Source organism: Gemmatimonadales bacterium (assembly GCA_030697825.1).
GTDB lineage: Bacteria > Gemmatimonadota > Gemmatimonadetes > Gemmatimonadales > JACORV01 > JACORV01.
In genome coordinates this window covers 1-16,419 of the sequence record JAUYOW010000182.1, presented here as the reverse complement: position 1 = coordinate 16,419, position 16,419 = coordinate 1, and the positions used below count along the sequence as shown (strand labels likewise).

The following is a 16,419-nucleotide window of genomic DNA, read 5'->3' as shown; positions in this document are numbered from 1 at the left end:
TTCTGGAGCGCAATCAGCGCCTCGTTGAGGATCTCGGGCACCAACGAGGGATCGGTGCCGGTGAACGTGACGTTGACCAGGCTGGTCGTGGGCGGGACCGCGAAGCCGATCCCGCCCCGCACCATGTTCCCGGCGGCGAGGCGGGGCATGATCGAGACGCGGGCCCTCCTGGGTTCGCCCCGGTATTCCCGCACCCGGAAGCTGAAGCCCGATCCGACGGCGGGCACGTCGTAGCCGCCGGCCGCCACAAGCGTGCCCCCAGCTACGCTGCGGAGCTGGTAGCCGGTGCCCTTGAGCTCCAGCACGAAGCTGTCGGGCCGGGCGAGGGAATCGACCTGCGCGTCATAAAGGAACGTGGCCCGGCTGAGCTGCCAGTCGTCCACCGCGAGCTGCAGGCCGACTGCGTCCACGACCCGCAGGGCGAGCGCCTGCGTCGAGAGAACCATCGCTTCGGAAAGGACGGGGTCGGTCTGAAGAATGGCCATCTCATCGACCCTCATGGCCTCCAAGGGCGTCAGGGCCTGCTTGGAGGACACCTGGACGGTGGCCGAGGACTGGTAGCGCGGGACCGCCTTCCTGCTGGCGTAGGATGTCGCGAAGACCACCAGCACCGTCAGGAAGACGACGACCTTCCAATGCGCGAAGAGCACCCGGGCGAGATCGCGCAGGTGCAACTGGCGCTCGCCGCCAAGGCCGTAACGTCCTCTAGGTACCAGGCTCAGGGTCTCCTCCGGTCGGTCTGGTCGGGACGCAGCCGCTCATACAGTCCCGGCACCGCGGCTTCACCCTCGCTCATCCGCTCGAGCCGGGCTGGCCCCCCGGGTGCCTGGCGGTCAAGCAGCACAACGACCTCGGGCCGAGCTTCCGGGGCCTCCCAACCACGGCGAATTGCCGCAGGGCTTACGTAATAGTATCCAGCAGCAAGAAATGTTCCGACCGTCCTAGCCACACAAATGTACGCTATTAAAGGTAACTCAGACAATGACTTGTCATCAAGCTTGAGCGACCTGTAGACGGCAGAAAACCAGAGTGTACCAGGCGCAAAACGCACCAAGTCGTCTCCGTTACGGGATGCCCGCGAACCACTTGCCAGCGGCGTGTTCCCCATCGCAGTAGGTCCAGACGACGGCGGCCGTGAGATTGAGCACGTGCGCACGGTCGCGGGCGGCGTCGAACAGGACCCACTCGTTGCCCACCCGACGGAGTACCACATCGCCACGGGCCATCGGTAGCATCTGGGTGGCTTGGGCGGACATGCCGACCCCTAACTTGTGAAATCGAGTTGTAACACGCAAGTCCCTAATCTATATTTGGTTACGGGCGTGCAACTATTGGCATCGGCATCGGCCGCGCGGGTCCAAAGCGGCTTGCCGGTCCACTGGAGGCCGGCTAATATGCGCCGCCTTCCAACTGTCACCCCGGTTCAGAAGGGTTTCATGGCTGACAACGATCGCATGGAGAAGCTGGTGTCGCTCTGCAAGCGACGTGGCTTCGTGTTCCAGTCGTCCGAGCTCTACGGCGGGATCGGCTCGGTGTGGGATTACGGTCCGCTCGGCGTTGAGCTGAAGCGCAACATCAAGGACCGGTGGTGGCGCTCGATGGTTCACGCGCGCGACGACATCGAAGGCTTGGACGCTGGCATCCTGATGCATCCGCGGGTGTGGGAGGCTTCCGGCCACGTGAGCGGCTTCACCGACCCGCTGGTGGACTGCAAGCAGTGCAAGCAACGCTTCCGCTCCGACGATCCGCGCATCAAGGGCACTCCCGGGCAGCCTGACGGACAGTGTCCCGTTTGCGGGACCAGGGGCTCGCTTACCGCGCCGCGCCTGTTCAACCTGATGTTCAAGACGTTCATGGGCCCGGTAGAGGAGGAAGCATCGGTCGTGTATCTGCGTCCCGAGACCGCGCAGGGCATCTATGTCAATTACCTTAACGTCCTTCAGGGCTCGCGGCAGAAGGTGCCGTTCGGCATCGCGCAGATCGGTAAGGCGTTCCGCAACGAGATCACACCCGGGAACTTCATCTTCCGCACCCGCGAGTTCGAGCAGATGGAGATGCAGTTCTTCGTGCGGCCGGGCACGGACGAGGAGTGGTTCGAGTTCTGGCGTCACGAGCGCATGAAGTGGCACGAGGCGCTCGGCGTGCGGCAGGAGAAATTGCGCTTCCATCAACACACCGCCGGGGAGCTGGCGCACTACGCGAAAGCGGCCTACGACATCGAGTACGAATTCCCGTTCGGCTGGCACGAGTTTGAGGGGATCCACAACCGGACCGACTTCGATCTGTCGCGGCACCAGGAGTACTCGGGGAAGAAGCTCGAGTACTTCGATCAGGAGCGGAACGAGCGTTATCTGCCCTACGTGGTCGAGACGTCGGTGGGGGCGGACCGCACGGCGCTGGTGGTGCTGTTGGACGCGTACCACGAGGAGGCGGTGGAGGGCGAGACGCGGGTAGTGTTGCGGTTGCATCCAGCGATCGCGCCCATCAAGGCGGCGGTCCTGCCGCTGGTGAAGAAGGACGGCATGCCCGAGATAGCACGGCGGATCTACGACGAGCTGCGCACCCGCTTCAGCGTCTTCTACGACGACGGTGGGTCGATCGGCCGCAGGTACCGGCGCCAGGACGAGGCAGGGACGCCGTTCGCGATCACGGTGGACGGGCAGACGAAGGAGGACGCGACGGTGACGGTGCGACACCGAGACACGCTGGCGCAGGACCGGGTGGCGATGGACCGCCTGCCGAACTGGGTGGCGGAGCGTCTCACGTCGTGACGGCCGACGAACTGCGGTCGCGCGGAGAGCGGATGTGCGAGGAGCTCGGGCGCGAGAGCTACCGTGCGGGGGCGGGGCTCACGTCCGAGACGCACTTCGAGGAGATCTTCGCGCGGTACGCCGACCTCGCGGGGGAGGAGGCGTGGGAGGCGGCGCGCGGCCACCGTGAGCTGTTCGAGTGGGTGGTGGAGAACCGGGTGGGTCGCGCGGTCGCGGCGCTCGACGACCGGCTGCACGCTTGGGAGTCGGCGGCGGAGGTGGTGGTGAACGGCGGAGAGCGGATGCCGTACCAGCGGGTCGCCATTGCCATCGCGAACGAGCCCCGCCGGGAGCGGCGTCTCCTGCTGGACGCCGCTCGCCGCAAGTTGCTGGGGGCGCCCTCCTCGCTTCGGCGCGAACGGCTGGCGACGGAGCGGGAGTTGCTGGCGCCGCTCGGCGACGGCGACCACATCGCGGCCCGCGCCGCTCTCATGGGCATCGACCTGGAGGCGCTGGGTGTGGCCTGCGGCCGCTTCCTCGATCAGACCAAGGACCTGTACTTCGACCTCCTCACGGAACGGTTGCGCGCCGAGCTGTCGCTGGCGCCCGGCGACGCGGAGCGCTCCGACGGCGCCTTCCTGTTCCGGGGCGCGTCGTTCGACGACGTGTTCCCGGCGCCGGACCTCGTGCCGGTGGCGCGCCGGCAGGTGGGCGAGATGGGACTCGATGCGGAGGCGGCGGGACGGATCCGTTACGACACCGAGGACCGGGAGCGGAAGCGGCCGCGCGCCTTCTGCGCCCCGGTTCAGGTTCCGGACGAGATCTACCTCGTCATCCGGCCGCACGGCGGGCAGGTGGACTACCGGGCGTTCTTCCATGAGCTGGGGCACGCGCTCCACTTCGCCAACGCGGGCCGAGCGCTCGCTTTCGAGCACCGCTGGCTCGGCGACAACTCGGTGACGGAATGCTATGCGATGCTGTTCGAGCACGTGCTGCTCGAGCCCGCGTGGCTCACGAGGTACACGGCGCTCCGGGGCGAGCGCCTGGCCGCCTTCCTGCGTGCGCAGCACTTCGCGCTGCTCGCGATCATGCGCCGGTATGCCGCCAAGCTGCGCTACGAGCTGGAGCTGCACCGCGCGCCGTCGCTCGAGGTGGGCGCCGGGTGTTACGCCGAGTTCCTCACCGAAGCCACGGGGTTCCGGTACGCCGGCGAGGACGCGTTGCTGGACCTGGACGACGGGTTCTACGCGGCGCGCTACCTGCGTTCGTGGCAGCTGGAGGCGACGCTCCGGGCGCAGCTGCGCGAGCGCTTCGACGAAGATTGGTTCCGCAACCCGCGTTCGGGACCGGCCGTCATGGACCTACTCGCCCGCGGCCAGCGGGAGGACGCCGCCACGCTCGCCCGGTCCGCCTGCGGGGCGGAGCTGTCGTTCGCGCCGCTCGTGGCGGCGTGCGAGGCGGCGCTGGGCTGAGGCGCGGATGCGCCGCCGCGACTTCGAGGCGATGGTCCGCGGCATGGCTCGCGAACTCCCTAGGGCATTCCTCGACGGCATCGTGGACATAGTCGTGACCGGGAAGACGGTCCCGCACCCGGTCCGCCGTGACGTCTTCACGCTCGGCGAGTGCGTCCCGCACGACTTCGGCGCGCCGGGCGACGACAGCCCGGGCCTGCGCTCCAGCGTGGACCTCCACTACGGCTCCTTCTCGGCACTCGCTCGGATCGATCCCGACTTCGACTGGCGACGGGAAGCGTGGGAGACGCTGACGCACGAGGTTAGGCACCACCTCGAGTGGCGCGCCAGAGTTCCGGAACTGGAAGCCCTCGATGACGCGGTGGAGGCGAACTACGCTCGTCACGACGGCGAGCCGTTCCCGGCGCTCTTCTTCCTCGACGGCGAGCGCCTCGCGCCCTCGGTCACGAAGGTCGAGGACGACGTTTTCATGGACGTGATGCTCGACGCGCGCGCGTGGCAGCGCGCGGCGGGGACGGCGGTCACGTTCGTGTGGCATGGGACTTGGTACGATTTCCTCCTGCCCGAAGCGCTGCCGGACCTGCTATTCACGACGGTGACAGAAGTGGAGCCCGAGCCCGCGGGAGAACTGGTCGTCGTGGTGCGCCGGCGGCCCGGCGCGCGCGATCTGTTGCGCCGGGCCGTCGTGGGTCGTGCCGAAGCCCGGGCCAGGCCTTCCGGATCTCGAGGCTGATCTGACCGGGCTTGGCCGCTCCGTGCAACCTCCTCTCAAAGAAAGTACCTTAGTGGTAGCTGCTACTACATCTTCGACCGGCGGGATTACCTGGTGGACTGGAGCTGTCGATGACTCACGAGATCGTGACCTCGCTCGCTCCTGATGAAGTGGTGCGGCGGGCGGCCGTCTTCTTCACCACTCGCGTGCCGGCGACCGGCGCGTTCATTGAGCAGGAATCGGCGCGCCACATAGTGCTGCGCGGGCAGGGCGGCGAGGAGATCGTCATCGCGGCCGTCCCCGCGGCAGGCGGGTCGGCGGTGCGCGGATCGTCGTTGCTGTTCGACCAGCAGGTGAAGCGTTTCTTCTCGACGTTGCCGGCGCCGGCCGCGACAGCGGTGGCCTCATGAGCGCCGCCGCCCCCAGCCGATTGGTGGTGCGCGTGACCATTGGCGACACCTGGATGCCGGTGTCGCTCGAGGCTTCGGCGGACGAGCGTGTCACGGCCGTGAAGGCGCGGGCGCTGGCCACGGCTCACATCGCGGCGTCGGACGCGGGCGCCTTCGAGGTGAAGTCGGGCGGGGCGCTGGTGCGTGACGAGACGCGCACGCTCGGGGAGATCGGCATCCGTAACGGCTCCCCTCTGGTGATCCTGGCGCGGCGGCGACGGCCGGTGCGATGACCTCGTGGCGGTCGAGCGGGCTCGTCTTCGGTGTCGCGTTCGCGATCCTGCTGTTGGACGGCGCCGCGGCCATCTGGCTCGGCCAGATCGCGGGACGAGGCCTGCTCGTGGCGGTCGGCGTCGCCCTGGTGCTGGCCGCGGCGGGCCTCGGGTTGGTCTTCCGGCGCTGGCGCGCGGCGCTCCTGGAGATCGACGTGGCGCGGCGGGACCTTCAGTCGGAGATAGGCGCGCTGCGAAGCGCCCTGGATGACGCCCGCGCCGGCCGCCGCCGCGACGGCTGACCGACGCGCGATTCCTCAACCTGGTTCGCGCCCGTGCCGCGGGCGCACTCCCTGGCATGCTGGCTCTCATCGCCCACGACGCCTGCCGGCGTCACGACAACGGCTTCGGGCATCCCGAATCGCCAGCCCGCATCGATGCCGTCGAGCGGCGGCTCGAACGGGATCTGGTGGGCCGGGGACAGGCGGTCTGGATCGAGGCGCCGGCGGCGACCGACGAGGACGTGCTGCTGGTGCACACCCTGGACCACCTTGCCCGGCTGAAGCGCCTTGACGCGGCGGGGGGCGGGGCGCTGGACCCCGACACGGCGATGGGGCCGGGCTCGTTCGAGGCGGCGCGGCGGGCCGCGGGCGCCGCGGTACTGGCGGCCGAACGGGCGATGCGCGGCGGGGGTCCGTCGTTCTGCGTCGTGCGGCCGCCGGGCCACCACGCGACGCCCAATCGCGCCATGGGGTTCTGCCTGCTCAACAACGCGGCGATCGCGGCCGCCGTGGCCCTCGCGCGGCTGGACGCGGAGCGGGTGCTGATAGTGGACTGGGACGTTCATCATGGGAACGGCACGGCCGATGCCTTCCGCGCCGAGCCTCGCGCCCGGTACGTCTCGCTCCACCAGTGGCCTTACTATCCGGGCACCGGTCCGGCTGACGACGTTGGGGTGGGCAACCTCTTTCACGTGCCGCGCCCGCCCGGCCTGCCGGCCGCCGACTACGTTCGGGACCTGCTGGAGGCGGTGGGTCGTGCGGTGGAGGGGTTCGCGCCGTCGCTGCTCATCCACTCGGCCGGGTTCGATGCGCTGCGCGGGGACCCGCTGGGCGGCTTCACGCTGGAGCCCGCCGACTACGCGACGATCACGCGGGCGATCGGTGAACGCGCGGCCGGGGCGCCGGTGATGTCGGTGCTCGAAGGCGGCTACGATCCGCCACGGCTCGCCGAGGCGGCGGCGTTCCACGCCGCGGCGCTTGCTCCGTAGAGCGGCGGCCGTAAGTTGGGGCGTGCGAACGAACCCGAAGAGGAGCGAGCGGTGACCGAGGCGGTGCGGCCGCGCGAGCGCGGCATTCCCTACAGCGCCTACATGTCGCCCAGCGGCGGGTTCGAGCGCTGCCTCAAGCCGCAGCGCCTCATCGAGGCGGCGAAGGAAGGCGGCCAGCTGTGGGTGGACATAGACTCCGGCGACCCCCACCAGCACGCGCTGCTCGAGAAGGTATTCGGCTTCCACCACCTGGCGATCGAGGACACGCTCAGCCCGAAGACGCGGGTCAAGCTCGAGGAGTATCCCGACTGCCTGTTCCTCGTGATCCGCGCGGTGCGGCTCGACACCCGCACCGATGACCCGTACGACACCGAGACCTTCAACGTGTACATCTTCCTCGGGGCCAACTACCTGGTCACGGTGCACAGCCCGGAACCGCGGGCGATCGAAGAGCTGCGGGACCGGATCGAGCGCAGCCCCGACCTGCTCCAGCGCGGCGTCGAGATGGTCACGCATGGGGTCGTGGACGGAACGGTGGACCAGTTCCTGCCCATCGTGGACCACATCGACGACCTGGTGGACCGCCTCGAGCAGCGTCTCTTCGAGAAGTACGAGGAGGGGGCGATCGAGGAGATCTTCAAGGGCAAGCGCCTGGTCGTGCAGTTGAGGCGGCACCTTGCGCCGCTGCGCGAAGTCCTGAACGTGTTGACGAACCGCCCTCACGCCTGCATCGCGCCCACCGCCCAGGTCTACTTCCGCGACGTGTACGACCACACGATACGCGTGGTGGAGTCCCTGGAGTCGATCCGCGACCTGCTGACCACGGTGCTCGATACGTACTTGACGCAGGCCTCCAACCGGATGAATCGCCAGATGAAATCCCTCAGCGTGGTGGCGACGATCTCCCTGCCGCTCGTCGCGATCAGCGGGTTCTTCGGGATGAACTTCGACGTCATCCCGATGACGAAGGATCCGCTTGGCTTCTTCGCGGCCCTTGGCCTGATGGGGGTGTTCTCGGTAGGGCTGTTCTGGTTCCTCAAGCGACAGGGCTGGGTCTGACGATGGCGCTGCGCCTGACGCATGAAGTCCTGGAGCTCGAGACCGCGCACCCGTTCGGGATCGCGCGCGGAACCCAGAGCTCGTACCGGGTGGTCTGGGTGCGGCTCACCGACGATGACGGCGTCGAGGGGTGGGGCGAGGCGGACCCATCGTCGTACTACGGCGAGACGGCGGACACCGTCGTCGCGGCGCTCAAGCGGCTCGGCCCGCTCCTGCCGGAGGACCCGTTCGCGCTGGAGGAGGCGGAGGGGCGGCTCGCCGCCAGCCTCAAGGGGAACGCGGCGGCCCGAGTGGCGCTGTCGGCCGCGCTCCACGACCTGGTGGGGAAGCGCCTGGGCGTGCCGTTGTGGAAGCTGTGGGGTCTCGACCCCGCCAAGGCGCCGGCCTCGTCGTTCACGATCGGCATCGACGCGCCCGATGTCATCAAGGCCAAGGTGCGCGAGGCCTCTCCGTACGGCATCCTGAAGATCAAGGTCGGCACACCCGACGACGAGAGGATCCTGCGCGCGGTGCGCGAGGTGACCGACAAGCCGATACGGGTGGACGCGAACTGCGGCTGGACGGCGAAGCAGGCGATCGCACGGCTCCCGCTGCTTCGGGAGATGGGCGTGGAGCTGATCGAGCAGCCGCTGCCGCCTGAGGACCTGGATGGGCTGGCGCAGGTGCGGCGTGCGTCGCCGCTCCCCATCATCGCCGACGAGTCCTGCCGGACGGCGGCGGACATCCCTCGGCTGGCGGGCGCCGTGGACGGGATCAACATCAAGCTCGCCAAGTGCGGCTCGCTGCGCGAGGCGCTGCGCATGATCGCCGTGGCGCGCGCGCACAGCATGATGGTGATGGTGGGCTGCATGATCGAGACGTCGCTGGGCATCACGGCGGCGGCGCACTTCACGCCGCTGGTCGACGTGGTGGACCTGGACGGCGCGGCGCTTCTGAAGCGGGACCCCTTTACCGGCGCGTCCATCGCGGGCGGCCGGGTCACTCTTCCCACCGGCCCGGGGCTCGGCGTCACGAAGCGATGAGCGACGCGTTCGTCGACGTCGCTCTTCCGCTCGCCCTCGAGAGGTGCCTCACCTACGCGGTCCCCGACGACCTCGGGGGGCGCGCGGTCGCCGGCGCCCGCGTCGTGGTGCCGGTGAAGGGGCGCGAGATGATCGGCATCGTCGTGGCCACGGGGCGGGATGCGCCGCGCGCCGCCGCACGGGCGGTGATCGCGGCCCCCGACCCTGAGCCGCTCCTCGACCGCACTCTCCTCGCGCTCGCCAAGCACATCGGCCGATACTATGTAGCGCCGCCGGGACTGGTGCTGCGCGCGATGCTGCCGGCGCCGCTGTTCTCGGTGGGGCGCCCGATGGTGTATGTCGAGGCGGGTGCGATCCCGGCCGGCGGGGCGGGGCCGGTGATTGCGAGGATGTTGGGGGGAACGAGGGGAGAAAGGGGAGAGAAGGGAATAGGGGGAGATTGGGGAGCCCGTCCGGTGCCTCTCGCTGCGATTCGCCGGAGCGCGGGGAGCGCGGGCGTGCGCCTGGTGCAGCGGCTGGCGTCGGAGGGCCGGGCGCGGATCGTCACCCAGCCGCCGCGCACCGCGCCGCCCGAGCGGCGGGAGCGGGTGCTAGAGTTGGCGCAGCGGTTCGAACATCTGCTCGACCGCGAGCGGCGCTTCGCTCGCGCGCCGAAGCAGCGGGAGGCGTACGAGGCGCTGGAGCGGGAGGGGGGGCACGCCTCCGCGGCGCAGCTCGAGCGGGCCGGCGTGTCGGCGGCGGCGCTCCGTGCGCTCATCGGCGCGGGGGTGATGCGCGCCGTGAGTGTGCGCCGGGAGCGCGACCCGTTCGCGGCGCTGCCGGCGAGCGCTCCGCCGGGCGCGCCGACCGGGCAGCAGCGCGAGGCGATCGCGAGCCTCGACGCGCTCGGGCCGGGCGGCGTGGGGCTGCTGTTCGGAGTGACGGGCAGCGGGAAGACACTGGTGTACCTGGAGTATCTCCGGCGGCTGGTGGACGCCGGCAAGAGCGTGATAGTGCTGGTGCCGGAGATCGCGCTCACACCCCAGACGGTGGCGCGCTTCCGCGGCGTATTCGGCGACCAGGTGGCGGTGCTCCACAGCGCGCTCTCGGACGGGGAGCGATACGACGCGTGGCGGGCGCTCCGCGAGGGCACGCGGCGGGTCGCGGTCGGGGCGCGGTCGGCGGTCTTCGCCGCCGTTCCGCGGCTCGGTGCCATCGTGGTGGACGAGGAGCACGACGCGTCCTACAAGCAGGGCGAGGCGCCGCGGTACCACGCCCGCGACGTCGCGGTCGTGCGCGCGAGGCTGTCCGGCGCAGTCGTGGTGCTGGGGAGCGCCACGCCGTCGCTCGAGAGCTGGTCGGCGACGGAGCGGGGCACCTGCCGCCTCATCACCCTCCCGGAGCGGATCGGCGCCCGGCCGCTGCCGCCGGTGGCGATCGTGGACCTCCGAGCCGCGCCGCGCTCGCGCGAGGCGGGACCGGTGCCGTGGAGCGACGAGCTGGACACGGCGGTGGCGGGCGCGCTCGGCCGCGGTGAGCAGGCCATGATCCTGCTCAACCGGCGCGGGTTCAGCGTCTTCGTCCAGTGCCCGGCGTGCGGCGAGGTGTGGGAATGCCCGCGGTGCAGCATCACGCTCACCTATCATCGGTCGCCCCCGACGCTGCGATGCCATCACTGCGACCACCGGGAGCCGCCTCCATCGGCGTGCCGGAGCTGCGGCGCGGCGACGCAGCGCTTCCGCGGCGTCGGGACGCAGCAGGTCGAGGAGTTCGTCGCCTCGCGCTTCGGGGGCGCGCGTATCGCCCGGATGGACGTTGACACGACGAGCGGGAAGCTGGGGCACCACCGTATCCTGGCCGCGGTGGAGCGGGGCGAGGTCGACGTGCTGGTGGGCACCCAGATGATCGCGAAGGGGCTCGACTTCCCGCGGGTGACCGTGGTGGGCGTGGTGGACGCGGACGTGGCGCTCAACCTGCCGGACTTCCGCTCCGCGGAACGTACCTTCCAGTTGCTGACGCAGGTCGCGGGCCGCGCCGGGAGGGGACCGCGCGGCGGTCGCGTTATCGTGCAGACCCGCCAGCCGGCGCATCCCGCGGTGACGTTCGCGGCCCGCCACGACGCGGTCGGCTTCGCGGAAGCGGAGCTGGCGGAGCGCCGCGATCCGGCGTACCCGCCGCACGTGCAGCTGGCGAACTGCGTGATCAGCGGGACGCGGGAGCGGGCGGTGGCGGACGGCGCGCTGGCGGTCTCCGAGTGGCTGCGCGCCCTGTTCCGGGCGCGGCCGGCGGCTCGGGCGGACCTGGTGGGCCCCGCGCCCTGTCCGATCGCGAGGGTGCGGGGGCGCTGGCGCTGGCACTTCCTGCTCCGGACGCGCGACGCGGCGCGATTGACTCGGCTGATCGGCTACCTGGCCGACCGCGCGCCGGCGCCGCGGGGCGTGCGACTCGTGGTGGACCGGGACCCCGTGGCTCTGCTGTGAGACCGCCTTTCTCGACACTTCTGCTTTCGATCGCTTCAACGTATTTTCTTGCCGCAATGGCACCGCCGCAGGAGATGAGCGACTCGCTGGGCCGTCTGCTCGCGGCGATCGCCGAGCAGATGCCGCGCGACGAAGTGGACGCGGTGTGGGTGTTCCCGGGCGTTCGGCGGGAGGGGCGCGAGTACGGCGTAGCGGTGGTCAGCCGCGTGGCGGGCGGTGACCGTCGCCGCGTCTACCGCGCGCGATACACGGTCAACCTCAAGGGCCAGGAGCGCGGGAAGACGGCGCTCGAGCTGGACGAGACGGCCGAAACGCCCGCCGCGCTGGTGCCCGAGGTGATCGAGGGCGTGCGGCGCCGCGCCGACGAGGCCGGTGACGCGGAGTTGGTCGATCTGACGGAATGGAAGCGCGGCGATGGTGACGCACCCCGAGCAGGGTGAGAGCGGCGCGCCGCTCGGGCCCCAGCTCCTCGAGGCGTTCCGCTGCTACCTCCGGGAGCACAACCTGCCCGTTACCGCGCAACGCGAGCGGGTCGCCGGAGTGATCCTCGGGGCGCACGGGCACTTCTCCGTCGAGGACATCGAGCGCAAGCTGCGCGAGCGCGGCACGCACGTCGGAAAGGCGACCGTCTACCGGACGCTCGACCTGCTGGCCCGCAGCGGTATGATCACCGAGCGGGATTTCGGCGAGGGGTTCCGCCGCTACGAGCGGGTGCCGGGGCAGCCGCACCACGAGCACCTGATCTGCCTGCGCTGCGGCAAGGTCATCGAGTTCGCCAACGAGCGCCTGGAACGGATGAAGGCGCTCATCGCGGAAGAGTACGGCTTCCGCCATCACCATCACCGGCTGGAGATCTTCGGGACTTGCCCCGAGTGCCAGCAGCGCGACGGCGTCGCGCCACCCACCCCACCGGGCCAGAGGTAGCACCGTGAATCCGATGAGTCTAGTTCCCACCAAGGGCTTCCTGACGCGCGGCGTGGGTCGTCACAAGGAAAAGCTCACCAGCTTCGAGAAGGCGCTGCGCGACGCGGGCATCGAGAAGTACAACCTGGTGCGGGTCAGCTCGATCTTCCCGCCGCAAGGCAAGCTGGTGTCCCGGCAGGAAGGGCTCGTCCTGCTTCACCCAGGGCAGGTGGTGTTCGCGGTGCTGGCCGAGATGGCGACGAACGAGCCGAGCCGGATGGTCGTGGCGTCCATCGGCATCGCCGTGCCTTCGGACGCTAACCACTACGGGTACATCTCGGAGCACCACTCCTACGGCCAGAAGGAGCAGGTGGCCGGAGACTACGCCGAGGACCTCGCCGCCTCGATGCTCGCGACGACGTTGGGCGTTCCCTTCGATCCGAACCAGGCGTGGGATGAGAGGCGCGAGGCCTACCTGATGTCGGGCGACATCGTGAAGACGCGCAACGTGACCCAGTCGGCCGAGTGCGGGCCCGAGGGTCTCTGGACGACCGTGGTGGCCGCGTGTGTGTACGTGGCATTCAACAGCGACCAATCCCAGTCGTGAGCGAGGCGCCGCCGCGCAACTTCCTCGGGCTGCCGGCTGAGGTCGCGGATCCGAAGCGTGCTGCCGTGCACATCCTCCCCGTCCCGTACGAGGCGACGACCAGTTATCTCGGCGGGGCGAGGAACGGCCCGCAGGCGATCCTCGACGCCTCGCGGGCCGTCGAGCTTTACGACCACGAATTGGACGACGAGCCATACCTCGTCGGCGTCGCCACGCTCCCTGAGCTGCATCTCACGGTCGCGGGCCCGGGAGCGGCGATGCGCGAGCTGCGACGCGCCTACGCCCGCGTCGCGGACAGCGGGAAGTTCGTAGTCATGCTGGGCGGCGAGCACAGCATCAGCGGGCCGCCGATCCTCGAACACGCCGCGCGACTGCGGAAGAAGGGCCGGAAGCTCTCCGTGCTCCAGCTCGACGCCCACGGTGACCTCCGCGATGCCTGGGAGGGGACTCCGTTCTCGCACGCGTGCGTGATGCGGCGCGTGGCGGACCACGTGAACCTGGTGCAAGTCGGCATCCGCGCGATAGATGCGTCGGAGCGGCGGCTGATGCGCCGGCGGAAGGACACGATCACAACGGTCTTCGCCGAAGAGGTCGCGTCGGGGGAGCAGTGGATCGACCGGGTGCTCGCGGCGCTGGGCAAGGACGTCTATCTCACCATCGACGTGGACTACTTCGATCCCTCGCTCGTTCCCTCCACGGGCACGCCGGAGCCTGGCGGCGGGACCTGGTATCCCACCATGCGGCTGCTGGAGAGGGTCTTCCAGGAGAAGCGCGTGGTGGCGGCCGACGTGGTCGAGCTGGCGCCCATACCGGGCATGTCGGCGCCCGATTTCCTCGTGGCCAAGCTGGTTTACCGGCTTATAGGGTACTACGGCAGATACGGGCGACGCGGCAGGAAGCGGTAGCGGCGTGCTGGTCGCGTTCCTCGGCGGTCTGCTGTCGTTCCTCTCCCCGTGCGTGCTCCCGCTGGTGCCGAGCTACCTGTCGTACATCACCGGCATGGGAGGCGCCGCGGAGATCCAGAAGCGAAGGCACCTGGCGCTGCTGCACGCGGCGCTCTTCGTGGTCGGGTTCTCCTTCATCTTCATCGCGCTCGGCGCCACCGCGACCGCGTTCGGCCGGGTGCTCAACACCTACCAGCACTGGCTGGAGCGGGCCGGCGGCGCGCTCATCGTCATCTTCGGCCTGTACACAATGGGGGTGTTGCGCATCGGGTTCCTGTCGCGTGAGGCGCGCTTCGATCTCGGCGACAAGCCGATCGGGTTCCTTGGCTCGGTCCTGGCTGGGATGGCTTTCGGTGCGGGGTGGACGCCGTGCATCGGACCGATACTCGGCTCGATCCTCCTCTTCAGCTCCACCCAGGCGGACTTCGGCCACGGACTCCGGCTGCTGGTGGCTTATTCCCTCGGTCTGGCGATCCCGTTCCTCGTCGCGGCATACGCATTCGAGGCGTTCCTGGCGTGGTTCAAGAGCTTCCGCAAGTACATCCGATACGTGGAGCGCGTGGCGGGAGCGTTGCTCGTGTTCTTCGGTCTGCTGCTCATGACCGGGACGTTCACGGTGCTGTCGGGGTGGCTGCAGGGGCTGACGCCGGAGTTCATCAAGTCGCGGCTCTAGCCGGCGGCTTCGAGGCTTTCCTCCAGCTGCTGCCGTCTGAGCAGCTCCCAGTACCGCCCCCGCTTCGCGAACAGATCATCGTGACGGCCCTGCTCGACGATTCGGCCGTCGTCCAGCACCACGATCAGGTCGGCGTCGCGGACCGCCGTGATGCGGTGCGAGACGACCAGCGTGGTGCGCCCGGAAAGCGCTTCGCGCAGCCCGCGGAGGATGGCGGCCTCGGTCTCGGTGTCCACCGCCGAGAGCGCGTCGTCGAGGACCACGACGTCGGGGTCGCGCGCCAGCGCCCGCGCGAGCGTCGCGCGCTGCTTCTGTCCGCCTGAGAGGTTTATCCCCCGCTCGCCGAGCATCGTTTCGTAGCCTGCCGGAAACCCCGTCACCGTCTCGTGAAGCTGGGCGACGCGCGCCGCCGCTTCCAGCGTGCTCTGTCCCATCTCGCCGAGGCCGACGTTCTCGGCGATGGTCTGCGAGAACAGGAAGGTCTCCTGCGGCACGAACCCGATGACCCGCCTCAGGTCGGCGAGCCTGAGCTCTCGGACCGGGACGCCGTCCGCCAGGATCTCGCCGCGGTCGGGGTCGGCGAGGCGCGGGATCAGCTCCACCAGTGTGCTCTTGCCCGCGCCGGTCGCTCCGACCACGGCGACCCGCGCACCGGCCGGTGCGACGAACGAGATCGCCTGGAGCGCCCACCCGCGGGCTTCGGCCGGCGCGCCGTCTCCGGGCTTCGGGGCGGGATAGCGGAACCAGACGTCACGAAACTCGATGGTGCGGCCGCCGGTCGCCGGGGGCAGCGTGCGCGGCGAGGGCGGGTCGGCTACGGTCGGCTGCTCATCGAGGATCTGTTGGATGCGTCCCATCGAAGCGGCGCCGCGCTGGAACAGGTTGACCACCCACCCCAGCGCGACCATCGGCCAGATCAGCAGGACGAGGTAGGTCCAGAACGCGACGTAGTCCCCGAGGCTGACGGCGCCGCGCATCACCAGCAGGCCGCCGAAGCCGAGGGTGATGACGCCGCCCAAGCCGCCTAGCAGGCTGATCATCGGGAAGAGCGCGCCGTAGGTCCACGCCAGGCGCATGTTCCGCCGGAAGTACTCGGCGTTGAGCGCTTCGAACCGGCGCGTCTGCGCGCCCTCCTGGCGGTAGGCGCGGACCACGCGCACCCCGCTCAGGTTCTCGTGCGCGAAGGTCGTCATCGTCGAGAAGTGCTCCTGGATCTCCTCGAAGCGGCGGTGGATGCGGCCCCCCAAGGCGACCATGACGAGCGGCATCCCGAGCATGGGCACGAGGCCGAGCCCGGTGAGACGCCAGTCGATCCGCGCCATCAGCGGGATGGCCATCGCCATGCGGGTCAACGTCTCGGTGAGGTACATGATGGCGGGCCCGGCCACCATGCGGACGGCGCCTAGGTCGTTGGTGGCGCGGGCCATCAGGTCGCCGGTCGGGACGCGGTGGTAGAACGCCGGCGGAAGCGTCTCGAGGTGGCGGTAGAGGTCGTTCCGGAGGTCGAACTCGATGAGCCGGCTCACTCCGTTCAGCAGCCGGCGCATCCCGAAGCGCGCGGCGCCGGTGAGGAGCGCCGCGATGATGAGCCCCGCCGCGAGCCAGGCGATCCGCGAGTGCGCCGCGCCCGCCGTGAGCGCGTCGATTCCCCTGCCGAGGAACTGCGGGCCCGCCAACTGGAAGACGTTGCCGGCCACCACGAAGAGCAGGCCGAGGGCGAGGCGCCCGCGGTAACGGTGGAAGTAGGGGAGGAGGCCGCGAAGCGAGCTCAAGGAGGAGCGATTACGGGGAGCGGGGAGCGGGGAGCGGGTCCTGACGGTGCCCCACGCGGCGCGCCCTCGCGGCGGCAGGCAACCAAAGGTACCCCGCCCCCCCCCCCCCACCCCC

18 protein-coding genes are annotated in these 16,419 nt (G+C 69.9%); 15 read left to right on the top strand and 3 right to left on the bottom strand.

What is annotated here, in order from left to right; translation table 11 throughout:
• Positions 1–674, bottom strand: a 674-nt coding sequence (locus tag Q8Q85_09660; GenBank protein MDP3774519.1) for a Wzz/FepE/Etk N-terminal domain-containing protein, incomplete at its 3' end; no start/stop codon positions are given.
• 390 nt (positions 675–1,064) lie between these two features.
• Positions 1,065–1,256 (bottom strand): hypothetical protein, encoded by a 192-nt coding sequence (locus tag Q8Q85_09655; protein MDP3774518.1) that lies wholly within the window; start codon positions 1,254–1,256, stop codon positions 1,065–1,067.
• A gap of 180 nt (positions 1,257–1,436) precedes the next feature.
• On the opposite strand from Q8Q85_09655, the gene Q8Q85_09650 reads away from it, so the two are divergent.
• The 15 genes from Q8Q85_09650 (at position 1,437) to Q8Q85_09580 (ending at position 14,532) form a co-directional block, all read left to right on the top strand.
• Positions 1,437–2,771 (top strand): glycine--tRNA ligase, encoded by a 1,335-nt coding sequence (locus tag Q8Q85_09650; protein MDP3774517.1) that lies wholly within the window; start codon positions 1,437–1,439, stop codon positions 2,769–2,771.
• Positions 2,768–4,222 (top strand): hypothetical protein, encoded by a 1,455-nt coding sequence (locus Q8Q85_09645; protein MDP3774516.1) that lies wholly within the window; start codon positions 2,768–2,770, stop codon positions 4,220–4,222. Before Q8Q85_09650 ends, Q8Q85_09645 begins: the two co-directional genes overlap by 4 nt.
• A gap of 7 nt (positions 4,223–4,229) precedes the next feature.
• Complete coding sequence (locus Q8Q85_09640; protein MDP3774515.1) at positions 4,230–4,955, top strand: hypothetical protein; 726 nt, start codon at positions 4,230–4,232, stop codon at positions 4,953–4,955.
• Positions 4,956–5,065: 110 nt separating this feature from the next.
• Complete coding sequence (locus tag Q8Q85_09635; protein MDP3774514.1) at positions 5,066–5,344, top strand: hypothetical protein; 279 nt, start codon at positions 5,066–5,068, stop codon at positions 5,342–5,344.
• Positions 5,341–5,616, top strand: coding sequence for a hypothetical protein (locus tag Q8Q85_09630; protein MDP3774513.1), 276 nt, complete (start codon positions 5,341–5,343; stop codon positions 5,614–5,616). Before Q8Q85_09635 ends, Q8Q85_09630 begins: the two co-directional genes overlap by 4 nt.
• Positions 5,613–5,897: a hypothetical protein gene (locus Q8Q85_09625; GenBank protein ID MDP3774512.1), complete on the top strand. Its 285-nt coding sequence runs from the start codon at positions 5,613–5,615 to the stop codon at positions 5,895–5,897. Before Q8Q85_09630 ends, Q8Q85_09625 begins: the two co-directional genes overlap by 4 nt.
• Before the next feature lie 56 nt (positions 5,898–5,953).
• The gene (locus tag Q8Q85_09620) at positions 5,954–6,865 is read left to right on the top strand and encodes a histone deacetylase (GenBank protein ID MDP3774511.1); all 912 of its coding nucleotides are present in this window, start codon (positions 5,954–5,956) and stop codon (positions 6,863–6,865) included.
• Positions 6,866–6,916: 51 nt separating this feature from the next.
• Positions 6,917–7,924 (top strand): magnesium/cobalt transporter CorA, encoded by a 1,008-nt coding sequence (gene corA, locus Q8Q85_09615; protein MDP3774510.1) that lies wholly within the window; start codon positions 6,917–6,919, stop codon positions 7,922–7,924.
• Between the two features lie 2 nt (positions 7,925–7,926).
• A complete protein-coding gene (locus tag Q8Q85_09610; protein ID MDP3774509.1) occupies positions 7,927–8,946 on the top strand; it encodes a dipeptide epimerase in 1,020 nt (339 codons plus the stop codon).
• On the top strand, positions 8,943–11,405 hold the full coding sequence (gene priA, locus Q8Q85_09605) for a primosomal protein N' (protein MDP3774508.1): 2,463 nt from the start codon (positions 8,943–8,945) through the stop codon (positions 11,403–11,405). The genes Q8Q85_09610 and priA overlap by 4 nt, the downstream gene beginning before the upstream one ends.
• Before the next feature lie 56 nt (positions 11,406–11,461).
• On the top strand, positions 11,462–11,845 hold the full coding sequence (locus Q8Q85_09600) for a hypothetical protein (GenBank protein MDP3774507.1): 384 nt from the start codon (positions 11,462–11,464) through the stop codon (positions 11,843–11,845).
• On the top strand, positions 11,820–12,329 hold the full coding sequence (locus Q8Q85_09595) for a Fur family transcriptional regulator (protein MDP3774506.1): 510 nt from the start codon (positions 11,820–11,822) through the stop codon (positions 12,327–12,329). The genes Q8Q85_09600 and Q8Q85_09595 overlap by 26 nt, the downstream gene beginning before the upstream one ends.
• 13 nt (positions 12,330–12,342) lie before the next feature.
• A complete protein-coding gene (locus Q8Q85_09590; GenBank protein MDP3774505.1) occupies positions 12,343–12,915 on the top strand; it encodes an arginine decarboxylase, pyruvoyl-dependent in 573 nt (190 codons plus the stop codon).
• On the top strand, positions 12,912–13,820 hold the full coding sequence (gene speB / locus Q8Q85_09585) for an agmatinase (GenBank protein MDP3774504.1): 909 nt from the start codon (positions 12,912–12,914) through the stop codon (positions 13,818–13,820). The genes Q8Q85_09590 and speB overlap by 4 nt, the downstream gene beginning before the upstream one ends.
• A 4-nt stretch (positions 13,821–13,824) precedes the next feature.
• Positions 13,825–14,532 (top strand): cytochrome c biogenesis protein CcdA, encoded by a 708-nt coding sequence (locus tag Q8Q85_09580; protein ID MDP3774503.1) that lies wholly within the window; start codon positions 13,825–13,827, stop codon positions 14,530–14,532.
• Here the strand turns inward: Q8Q85_09580 and Q8Q85_09575 are convergent.
• Positions 14,529–16,304 (bottom strand): ABC transporter ATP-binding protein, encoded by a 1,776-nt coding sequence (locus Q8Q85_09575; GenBank protein ID MDP3774502.1) that lies wholly within the window; start codon positions 16,302–16,304, stop codon positions 14,529–14,531. The two genes, Q8Q85_09580 and Q8Q85_09575, sit on opposite strands and share 4 nt — an antisense overlap.
• Between the last annotated feature and the right edge of the window lie 115 nt (positions 16,305–16,419).